Source organism: Rhizobium sp. RCC_161_2 (assembly GCF_041355235.1).
GTDB lineage: Bacteria > Pseudomonadota > Alphaproteobacteria > Rhizobiales > Rhizobiaceae > Rhizobium.
On record NZ_JBFUPL010000007.1, the window covers coordinates 361,624 to 371,540 of the forward strand.

At 59.8% G+C, this 9,917-nt stretch carries 10 protein-coding genes; 4 read left to right on the plus strand and 6 right to left on the minus strand.

Annotation, left to right across the window (positions count from 1 at the left end; translation table 11 throughout):
* Window positions 1-101: 101 nt before the first annotated feature.
* From AB6803_RS20025 to AB6803_RS20050, 6 genes are all read right to left on the minus strand, one after another.
* Window positions 102-827: a TfuA-like protein gene (locus AB6803_RS20025; RefSeq protein ID WP_371110518.1), complete on the minus strand. Its 726-nt coding sequence runs from the start codon at window positions 825-827 to the stop codon at window positions 102-104.
* Window positions 824-2,017: a YcaO-like family protein gene (locus tag AB6803_RS20030; protein ID WP_371110544.1), complete on the minus strand. Its 1,194-nt coding sequence runs from the start codon at window positions 2,015-2,017 to the stop codon at window positions 824-826. The genes AB6803_RS20025 and AB6803_RS20030 overlap by 4 nt, the downstream gene beginning before the upstream one ends.
* 90 nt (window positions 2,018-2,107) lie before the next feature.
* Window positions 2,108-2,377: a hypothetical protein gene (locus tag AB6803_RS20035; RefSeq protein ID WP_371110519.1), complete on the minus strand. Its 270-nt coding sequence runs from the start codon at window positions 2,375-2,377 to the stop codon at window positions 2,108-2,110.
* 87 nt (window positions 2,378-2,464) lie between these two features.
* The gene (locus AB6803_RS20040) at window positions 2,465-4,414 is read right to left on the minus strand and encodes a DNA-binding protein (protein ID WP_371110520.1); all 1,950 of its coding nucleotides are present in this window, start codon (window positions 4,412-4,414) and stop codon (window positions 2,465-2,467) included.
* Window positions 4,415-4,743: 329 nt separating this feature from the next.
* Complete coding sequence (locus tag AB6803_RS20045) at window positions 4,744-5,202, minus strand: helix-turn-helix domain-containing protein (RefSeq protein ID WP_371110521.1); 459 nt, start codon at window positions 5,200-5,202, stop codon at window positions 4,744-4,746.
* Window positions 5,203-5,393: 191 nt separating this feature from the next.
* Window positions 5,394-5,702, minus strand: coding sequence for a hypothetical protein (locus AB6803_RS20050; protein ID WP_371110522.1), 309 nt, complete (start codon window positions 5,700-5,702; stop codon window positions 5,394-5,396).
* Between the two features lie 254 nt (window positions 5,703-5,956).
* On the opposite strand from AB6803_RS20050, the gene AB6803_RS20055 reads away from it, so the two are divergent.
* From AB6803_RS20055 to AB6803_RS20070, 4 genes are all read left to right on the plus strand, one after another.
* Complete coding sequence (locus AB6803_RS20055; protein WP_371110523.1) at window positions 5,957-6,970, plus strand: ABC transporter substrate-binding protein; 1,014 nt, start codon at window positions 5,957-5,959, stop codon at window positions 6,968-6,970.
* A gap of 94 nt (window positions 6,971-7,064) precedes the next feature.
* Window positions 7,065-7,883, plus strand: a complete 819-nt coding sequence (locus AB6803_RS20060) for an ABC transporter ATP-binding protein (RefSeq protein WP_371110524.1) — start codon at window positions 7,065-7,067, stop codon at window positions 7,881-7,883.
* 14 nt (window positions 7,884-7,897) lie between these two features.
* Window positions 7,898-8,779: an ABC transporter permease gene (locus AB6803_RS20065; protein WP_371110525.1), complete on the plus strand. Its 882-nt coding sequence runs from the start codon at window positions 7,898-7,900 to the stop codon at window positions 8,777-8,779.
* Window positions 8,780-9,046: 267 nt separating this feature from the next.
* A complete protein-coding gene (locus AB6803_RS20070) occupies window positions 9,047-9,760 on the plus strand; it encodes a DNA helicase (RefSeq protein WP_371110526.1) in 714 nt (237 codons plus the stop codon).
* Window positions 9,761-9,917 lie beyond the last annotated feature (157 nt).

Sequence of the window (9,917 nt, forward strand, 5' to 3'; positions counted from 1 at the left end):
ACGCGAAACTCGTCGTCAGGAACATGAGGAGACCCTAGCCTATGTCTCGGGCCTTGGCGCGTGACATACAGCGTGACACGAGGCGGGATTGCGAAGGGAAATTACAATGCAATTTCAAGATGCTGAAAGGCGGAATGCCACAAACTATTGGCCCGGAAGGTCCAGTCGCGCGATGGTTGTTGTCGTTCGTCGGGGCAGTCGGCGAGAACCTGCAAAAGTTGCAGCGCATCGATGCGCTTCTGATTGACCGCGTTGGTGCGTAGGAGATCTGCAATTGCCTGCCGTCGGGCGGGGTACGGCAGATCGGCGGCCTCTGCCATCGAGCGATAGGTAAGTGATTTGAAGAACATGGTCTCGGCGCATGCCTGTAGCGCCGCACGTTCGTCTTCGCCGATTGCGCCGGTCTCAGTGAGTGCCCGCAGCGTCGCCAGTACGTTGACCAACGGCTCGCTGAGTGCGCGGTATCCGAGTTCGGCAGGCGCATGGATCTGTGCCACGGCGGCATCATCGGCCAGCGCTCCGCAGGCATAGGCCTCGAAGATGCGGCCGATGCCGACCATGCCGAAGGCGGCACATTCGGCGGCACGCAGCGCTCCCATGCTGGCAGCACCGTAGACGCGGACGCCTTTCGACAGGGCAAACAGGATTTCCTTGTGCCACACCGGCGCGACATTTTCGAAAAATCCGTCGATCAGACCGATGGCGTTGGCGCCGTCTTCCAGCGCTTTGACGATATCCCCCTTTTGCGCCGGCGGACGCAGCATAATGCTGGGATCGGTGATCTCGGTAACATCGGGAAGCGTCGGGCCGACAAACAGGATCTTCATAGCAGTTGCAACGTCTTCGAGATGGCGCGGTAGCCGAAGCGGCGCTTGCGATCTCCGGCCGGATTTTCCAGCTGCGGCACAACAAGCTTGGCGACGGCAAAGGGAAGCGAGGGGTCGGCGAGCGAAACCGCGATCGCCGAGTTGATGCCCGCCCGCCGTAAACGGTCGATCGTCAGCTGCAACAGCCCCTCGGCTCCTTCCGGCAAGGCTGCATTCGGTGGTGTTGCCGTCCTCGGGGTAGCATCGAAGCAACGGCGAATACTTTCCGGCAATTCGCGGGTAAAATTTTCGGGCCGTATATCGTCGCGGGCGCCGCTGATGAAGGTCAGGCGCGATTGCGCGGCTTCCGTGACGGCGCGTATCGCCGCCCGCACCGGTGCCGGATGGGCGCCACTGCCGATCGTCACATCGAGGTAGCGGATGCTTCTTGCCTGGGTGATTTCCGACGGGCCGAGAAGGGCGACGACAACGGGTATGCCGATATCGCTGGAGACATCAAAGAGCCGCAGCGTCAGGTCCGCAGACGTAATCTTGGCTGTCAACCCGTCCAGCACCGGATCGGCGAAGGAGGCCGGATCGATGCAGGCAGCCATGCGCGGCTTCGACTCGGAAATTTCCCAGAGCACCTCGGCATCGCGCTCGATGCGTTCAAGCAGACCGTGCAGGGTGGCCTCGGTAAGAGTGTTGCCAGAGGCGAGGCCGTCGGAAGATTGCCAGAAGCGTGGATTGCGGATGGTGCGGTCGAGTGTTGCGGCGTCGAAAGGGATCCAGGCGGATCTGCCGGCAATGAGATCATAGCCTTCCGCCCAGGCGATCTCCTCGTCATCGGCGATATCGGCTTGCGCCTTGGCAATGAGCGAGGGCAGCGGATCGGCGTGGTGCCCGTCGGCCAGAAGTTGGCGGCGGCTGGTGGTGATGGTTGCGAGGGCAGGTGCGCCGGCGACAGTCCGTTCCAGCGCCTCCATGGCAGCGGAGACCTTCGCATCGAGATCGGTGATGCCCTTGCCATTGTTGATGACGATCGAACGGGCGTTCGGGCTGACCGCCTGCCAGACGGGAATTCCGATCTTGTCGAGCCCCGTCAGGCGGCCGAGGCGGGTGATGCCGTGGATCGCGAGGCAGGGCTCTATGCGCTGGAACGTTTCTTCGGCAGAGCAGCTTCGGTCCGAATAAAGAGCGGCAGCTACTATGGGTAACGCCTCGCCGGAATCCTTGTTGAGGAGTTCCGGTAGGAGGGAAGCCAACGGCGCTGCGTTTGTTGTCACGTGGGTGTCGGCTCTTTAATCCATCCGGCCGCTTGGTACACTGTCGTCCATCCGGCCGCTGGCGGCGGCGTCATCCATTCTGCCGGAACCCGCGCTGGCGGCGCTACCGACGGTGATAGCCAGATTGACGCCCTTGATTATGGTCGCGCCAGCGTTGCGCAATTGATCGGCCGCGCCGAGATCGCTGCCCGCCGGGACATTGAGCGGAGATATGGTGCCTGCGCCGATATCGGCAAGATAAAGTTGGGAATCACCAGGAATGCCAAAAACTACAAAGTTTGCCATCTTCAATCTCTTTCCCTGTTCGTGCATGTGCTCTGAAACCCGGGTCGAATTTCGGAAAATCCATGCGCAGCTCTAATGTGGCATAATTTAAAATCCGGCCCGCTTGAGCCCTTCACGATATAAGTCTTTCTGCCATTGTTCTCGGAAAGGAACAATAGAGAGCCAAGTATCAATATCAAAATCTGGATAGGTTTCCTTAACTTTTCGTACCAAAGTCTTGGCCTTGCGCATGTCGCCCGACATGGCGGCACTTGCGGCGGCAAGTCGGGCAGCCTGGGAAGGGTCGGCCATGCGTGCAATATAGGCGTTGGCTTCCTCGTAGCGTTCCAGGGAGTAGTTCGCCCCGGCTGCGGTCCACAAATAGAGATCCGGGCTTAGCGGGTTGAGCTTGATGGCGCGTTCGACCTTTTCCAGGGCCTCACGTGGTTGCGAGGCATGCTGCAACGTATCGGCATAGTCGGCGATGACGTCGGCATAATGCGGACTGATGACCTCGGCGAGTTCGAATGCTTCGATGCTTTCATCGAAGGCTCCCTGATAGAGCTTGGCGACGCCGAATTGATGGTAACCGCCAACGATGTCCTGGCCGGTGGCAATCGCCTTTCCGGCCTCTTCCTCGGCACGTTTCAGCAATCCTGTATCGCCCTGCGCCGTCACGAGCCATTCAAGATGATAGGTGCGCGCTACGCCGCTCAGCGCCGGAGAGAAATAGGGGTTTTCCTTCAGGGCGGTCTGAAATTCTTTGCGAGCGCGACGAATATCCGGCAGCCCGAGATGCTTCAGATGGCGCTGGCCGAGCAGATAGTGATGGTAGACTTCCGGGTTGCGCTCGAAATAGTCGCGGGAAAATTCGTTGCGTTCGATGTAGCTGGCGACGGATGCCACGATGCGCTGTGCGATTTCGCGGTGCTGGCGCGGCAAATCCCGGGCTTCCATGCTGAAGCGTTCCGCCCAGATGACTTCGTCATTGCCGGCGTAGATCAGTTGCGTGAAGAGCCAGTAGGCGTTGCCGTCGAAGCTGAGCCTGGTATCCAGTACGTAATTGATGCCATGCCTTTCCAGCGTCGCACCCCGGTCGAGATCGAGCGCTATCTTTTCTGCGGTGTAATGCGCCACCATCGTCACGGTCTTCAGCACGCAAAGGCCGACGGTAATGTCCTCCAGCAGCGCTGAGGAGAGAAAGACGGCGCTCTGGTGGTTTCTGGCGAGATTCACGGGCGGCAGCAATGTAAGCCTCGGCGGTCCCTGTGGTGCCGGCGGGGCGGCTTCCACCCGAGGTCTTGCCTCCTGTCGGGGTTGCGCCGCAATGCCGCGCTGGCGTTCGAACAGCCGCCGCGCTACCCCGAGCGTCTGCGGGTCGGGATCGACCAGTAGTTCGCCCCAGCGATATTTCCGGCGGTTCTCGAAAACATTGCGGGCGTTTTCGAGCTGGGGCTCTCCGGCATAGGTCTGCCCGAGGATCTGGTAGACGGCTTCATCATCGGGATAGGTTTCGAACAGCCGCAACGCAGCTTCCTTGACGATGGTGGTTTCGGCACCCTCGCTCGTGGTGGCGATGGCGTCGCGGAGCGTCGTCAGTATCTGCGTCCTGATCCGGTCGCGTTGTGTGCGCAGCCACATGCGTGCCTGACCGCCGATGACCTCGGTGCGAGCGAGAAAATCCCAGCGGCCCAGTTGCAGCAGCTCTTCCAGCGCCGCATGGGGAGGGCTTTGCGAGACGGCGCCCAGGAGGGTGAGATCGCTGGTGAAGGCGCCGATATTCGCGCTCACCGAGGGCTGCTCGATCAGCAGCAGCTCGATCCCGAGCTCGTCTTGACGATTTTTGACGCGCGATAGCGTCTGCCGCAGATTGGCAAGCGCCTTGTCCAGGGGAATGTCGCCCCAGAGGAATTCTGCAAGTTCCGTGCGGGATTTGTGCGGCGAGGAGCCCGTCAGCAGGAAGCAGGCCGACAGCAGGCCTTTTTCTGGAAAAGGAACCGTTGAACCTGTTGCGTCGACCAGACGCAGGTCTCCGAATGTCAGTAGCCTGAAATTCATGCATCCCCAACTGCACCCAAAACGTCCCGGCATCGCACGCGCCACGCCGTATCGCCTGCAATCGCCTTCATCGTCGGCGATCACGGGGTGTCATTCTCGATCTATGACCTTACATTACTACATTACGATGACCGCAATTCTATCGCAATCACTAGCGTATCCTGCTTTCAGGTGGAAGAACCCGCAAGCAGACAAGGTGGTCTAGATAGAGAAACTGGAGCGATCCTTGCGCGTAGAGGCGGATACAGGGCGCTCCAGTGTCGTTTCCGATTGCGTATTTCGCAATCGTGATCCTTGCCTCACCGTTGGGGGTGGGTGAGGCGCGGCAATCAGTTCCGCAGGCCGAACGGAATCTCGGCTGCCGGCGGTGCACGCACAAGTGGCGGCTCGGAGGTGTTGGCCAGCGACTTGATGAGCATCAGCACGGATTGGCGAACGCTCGGATCGTTGATTTTCATGAAGGCTTTGTTGAGACTCAGTCCTTCCTTGGATGTCAGGAAGTCGGAGAGATCCTCAAGGCCGCTGATGGCGCCGAGACCGTCCGTCGCCAATGGTTGCGTGTTGTCTTGCTGGAAGAAGAAGGCGACCGGCACGGCCAGCACGCTTGCAATCGCTTGCAGCCGGCTGGCGCCAATGCGATTGGTGCCTTTTTCGTATTTCTGTACCTGCTGAAACGTGACGCCGATCTGATCGGCAAGCCGTTCCTGGCTCATGCCGAGCATAAGTCGGCGCATGCGCACGCGTGAACCGACATAGGCGTCAATCGGATTTGGTACTTTTGCACTCACTGTGTAATCTCCTCATGTGAACGGGGACCCAGCGGACGCACCTTGCAGATGCCCGGGGGAAGGCAAGGAACATGCCCCAGTCTGCCCGTTCAGTGTGTATTAAATGGTGGCGAAATTCAACTAAAAGTCCTTGATGGCGAAGATTTGTCCGTTATCGACCGTTTGAGCAGCGGTAGGAAAAAAGCGTGGCATCAATGTGGATTGAAGACGGAAGACGATCTGCAATTGTAAACGGGGCACATTGGGTTATCCTTGGTCGGCACGCTCGTGCGCGCCGCATAGTTGCCCGTACCGCACTGGCCGTCGTCCACAACGTAGCGGTCGTAGAGGATGAGATTGCCGCTTCTCGAGCGATAGCGCAGCAATACCGCCCTCTCTCTCGAAACGATCTGCTGCACGGATGCACAGCTCTGGCGAAGTGAATCATAGCGGGAAATAGCCTGAGCCGGGCCGACGGAGGCGACCGTCGACAGAATGAGCGCTGCGGCTATTGCTTTCATATTTCGTCCTTTTCGTGGCGACGGCTATTTTACATAGGCGCCAAGAGCGTTTTGCCAAGGGTATGACGTATGACGAGTTTTCGTTGGAATTCTGGCGGGGCGGCGGCAAAATAAAATCGGGAGTATCCTCTTGCGGGATTTTTCACTGAAAGCTGACTGAAAGGTTACCCGCGCTAGGTTTGGGCGGCTTCGTGGAGGAAGCGCATGCCGTGCGATTATAACAGGACGCAGGCATCTAACAGGAGGAGATACCCATGCGTTCATCGCGCACGCTTTTTCATACCGTAGCCCTTTCCCTCGTCATGACGGCCGCTTCCCTTGGCGCGACAGCGGCGCATGCCGCCGACAAGATCTCGATCATGGTGGGCGGCTACGAAAAGCAGATCTATCTGCCGGCCAAGCTCGCCGAATCCCTCGGCTACTTCAAGGATGAAGGCCTCGAGGTCGAGCTTCTGAACGAATCCGCCGGCGTCGACGCCGAAAACCAGCTGCTTGCCGGTGCCGTCCAGGGCGTCGTCGGCTTCTACGACCACTGTGTCGACCTTCAGGCCAAGGGCAAGTTCATTGAATCCGTCGTGCAGTTCAGCCAGGCGCCCGGCGAAGTCGAGCTGGTCTCGGCCAAGTATCCGGACATCAAGTCCTTTGCCGATCTGAAGGGCAAGCGCGCCGGCGTCACCGGCCTCGGCTCGTCCACCAACTTCCTGACGCTTTACATGGCGTCGAAGGCCGGCCTGTCGCCGGCTGACATCACGCCGGTTCCGGTCGGCGCGGGCCAGACCTTCATTGCCGCCATGCAGCAGGATGCCATCCAGGTGGGCATGACCACCGAGCCGACGATTTCGCGCCTGCTGAAGACCGGCGAAGCCAAGATTCTCGTCGATCTGCGCACGCTCAAGGGCACCGAAGAAGCGCTTGGCGGCACCTATCCGGCAGCCTCGCTCTACATGGACGCGGCCTGGGTCGATGGTCATAAGGAAGACGTGCAGAAGCTCGCCAACGCCTTTGTGAAGACGCTGCGCTTCATCAACACGCATTCCGCTGCCGAGATTGCCGACAAGATGCCGAAGGATTTCTACGTCGGCGACAAGGACGGCTACATCAAGGCTCTCGACGCCGGCAAGGAAATGTTCACACCGGACGGCGTGATGCCGGAAGATGGTCCGAAGACGGTTCTCGCCGTGCTCTCGCAGTTCTCCAAGAACGTCAAGGGCAAGACGATCGACCTGTCGAAGACCTACACGACGGAATTCGTCAAGAACGTGAAGTAAGCATTCCACCGCACCGCCTCCGGCTGCGACCGGAGGCGGTCATCGATTTCGGGCTTTGCGTGCATGCCCAAAGGCACGCGTCAGGATCAGCACCATGCAACAGGATGGACGCCGGACACCGGCGATCGAGCTCATCAATGTCAGCCGCCGTTTCGTGTCACCGACCGGCAAGTCGCTGACGGCGCTGCGCGATTTCAATATGACCGTCGAGCGCGGCGAATTCGTCGCCGTCGTAGGGCCAACCGGCTGCGGCAAGTCGACGACGCTCAACCTTGTCACCGGTCTTGCCAAGCCGAGCGCCGGCGAGGTCCGCCTGATGGGCGGCCCGGTCAGCGGCATCGATCCGCGCGTCGGCTTCGCCTTCCAGACGGATGCGCTCTTCCCCTGGAAGAACGTCATCGAGAACGTCATGTCCGGCCCGCTGTTCCGCGGCAAGTCGAAGGCCGAGGCCGAGAAGAGCGCCAAGGACTGGCTCGCCCGCGTCGGCCTCACGAAATTCCTGCATCACTATCCGCATCAACTCTCCGGCGGCATGCGCAAACGCGTCTCGTTGGCGCAGACCTTCATCAACGAGCCGGAAATCCTGCTGATGGACGAGCCCTTCTCGGCGCTCGACGTGCAGACCCGCACGGTGATGCATGAAGAGCTTTTGAAGCTCTGGGCCGAACGGCAGGCTTCGGTGGTCTTCGTGACGCACGACCTCGAAGAGGCCGTGGCGCTGGCCGACAAGGTCTATGTGCTGACGGCAGGTCCGGCGACGGTGAAGTCGGTCTACACGATCGATCTGCCGCGCCCGCGCATCGTCTCGGAGATCCGCTACGAACAGAACTTCATCGATTATTGCAAGACGATCTGGGAGGACCTTCGCCAGGAGGTCGAGACCAGCTATCGCCGCGCCGCCGAAGCGGCATAAGGGGAGGATTGACCATGGCAAACACAGCTCTTGAAGCAGGCAATGCCCCGATCTTCCGCGCCGGCACCTCGGACGCGGAAATCGAAGCGGCGGCACTGAAGGCGATCACGCGGCGCAAATACGTCGTCGTCTTCTGGCAGATCGCGATCCTCCTGGCGATCCTCGGCCTGTGGCAGCTTGCCTCGGACCTGCACTGGATCGACCCGTTCTTCTATTCCAGCCCGACCGGGATCGGCTTCAGGCTTTACGAATGGATCACCGAGGGCACCGAGAGCGGTTCGCTCTGGTATCATCTTGGCGTCACCATGGAAGAAGCGCTGATTGGCTTCGTCATCGGCTCGGTCACCGGCGTTCTTGTCGGTGTCGCGCTCGGCCGCAACAAGCTGGCCTCCGACATCCTGTCGATCTACATCAAGGCGATCAACTCGATCCCGCGCGTCGTACTTGCGCCGATCTTCGTGATGATCATGGGCCTCGGCCTCGCTTCCAAGGTCGCTCTGGCCTTCATCATGGTGTTCTTCGTCGTCTTCGCCAACGCCTTCCAGGGGGTGCGCGAGGCTGACCGCAACATGATCGCCAATGCCCGCATCCTCGGCGCGTCGAACTGGCAGGTCACCCGCAACGTCATCCTGCCGTCGGCAATGAGCTGGATCTTCGCCAGCCTGCACATCTCGTTTTCGTTCGCGATTATCGGTGCGATCGTCGGCGAATTCGTCGGCTCGCTGGCCGGCATCGGCTACCTGATCTCGATCGCCAAGGGCACCTATGATGCCGCCGGCCTCTATGCCGCGATCATCCTGGTGATGCTGGTGACGCTCGGCGCCGAATATGTGATGACGCTGATCGAAAACCGCATCACCCGCTGGCGCCCGCAGCAACATATGGACACGCAATAAGCCAACCGGATAATCCGGTACCTCCCAAGGCAAAGGCCGGGCATCTTGCCCGGCCTTTTGCGTTTTGAGAAACCGTCGCCGCGCCTGAGGCAAGTGATTTTCCTTGGGCACGAATCGGACTATGTTCCGTTCCAGGCAAGGCCCATGCCTCCCCCCTCCAATCGGGAAAGTAGTCTTCATGCGGGGCTGATCAATCATCGACCGACTGTTCGAGTGCCAAGCATGAGGAGGGATTGCGATCGCGGCTCGCAATAGGAGGTTTTTGAGATGAGGCTTTCCGCCCCGCTATATCGACTGAAACGCAGGGCGCGGCTGTTGTCGCGCCAGGAGAATATCCCGCTGCACGAGGCGCTTGACCGAATTGCCGTCGAGGAGGGATTTAATAGTTGGAGCCTGCTCGCAGCCCGTGCGGATGAGACCACGCCCGCCGGCGAGATATTTTCGCGGCTGAAGCTCGGCGACCTGGTGCTTCTCGGCGCCCGTCCGCGCCACGGCAAGACCTTGATGAGCCTCAGGCTTGCCGTCGAAGCGATGAAGTCCGGTAATCGCGGCATCTTCTTTACGCTGGAATATACCGAACGGGATATTCAGGATCGGTTTAAGGCGATCGGCGCGGAGTTCGCACATTTCAGGGATCTGTTCGAATTCGACACCTCCGATGCGATCAGCGCCGACTATATCATGGAGCGGCTGGCGTCAGTGCCCAAGGGGACGCTGGTGGTCGTCGACTATCTGCAGATACTCGACCAGAACCGGCAGAAACCGGAATTGATGGTTCAAGTCCGGGCGTTGAAAGCTTTTGCGCGTGTGAAAGGCTTGATCATCGTCTTCATCTCGCAGATCGACCGGTCCTATGAAGCATCAGCGAAGGCCTATCCCGATCTGGAGGATGTCCGCTTGCCCAATCCGCTGGATCTGGCTCTGTTCGACAAGACGCTCTTCCTGAACAAGGGCGAAGTCCAGCTTCGCGCGGCAGGATAGCGTTCTCCTAGGCCGTGTCCCCATAACGGGGTTCATGTTGGTGCTGGTGTGTGATTCAATCTCCAGAAAAGGAGATTGCCATGCGCCGTCATGAATTGACCGACGAGGAATGGGCGGTTATCGCGCCCTTGCTGCCGACCAACAGCCGTGGAATTGA

Excerpts from the sequence above, each read along its gene's own strand:
- AB6803_RS20025 (WP_371110518.1), bottom strand. The coding sequence starts at position 827 with ATGAAGATCCTGTTTGTCGGCCCGACGCTTCCCGATGTTACCGAGATC.
- AB6803_RS20035 (WP_371110519.1), bottom strand. The coding sequence starts at position 2,377 with ATGGCAAACTTTGTAGTTTTTGGCATTCCTGGTGATTCCCAACTTTAT.
- AB6803_RS20040 (WP_371110520.1), bottom strand. The coding sequence starts at position 4,414 with ATGAATTTCAGGCTACTGACATTCGGAGACCTGCGTCTGGTCGACGCA.
- AB6803_RS20050 (WP_371110522.1), bottom strand. The coding sequence starts at position 5,702 with ATGAAAGCAATAGCCGCAGCGCTCATTCTGTCGACGGTCGCCTCCGTC.
- AB6803_RS20055 (WP_371110523.1), top strand. The coding sequence starts at position 5,957 with ATGCGTTCATCGCGCACGCTTTTTCATACCGTAGCCCTTTCCCTCGTC.
- AB6803_RS20060 (WP_371110524.1), top strand. The coding sequence starts at position 7,065 with ATGCAACAGGATGGACGCCGGACACCGGCGATCGAGCTCATCAATGTC.
- AB6803_RS20065 (WP_371110525.1), top strand. The coding sequence starts at position 7,898 with ATGGCAAACACAGCTCTTGAAGCAGGCAATGCCCCGATCTTCCGCGCC.
- AB6803_RS20070 (WP_371110526.1), top strand. The coding sequence starts at position 9,047 with ATGAGGCTTTCCGCCCCGCTATATCGACTGAAACGCAGGGCGCGGCTG.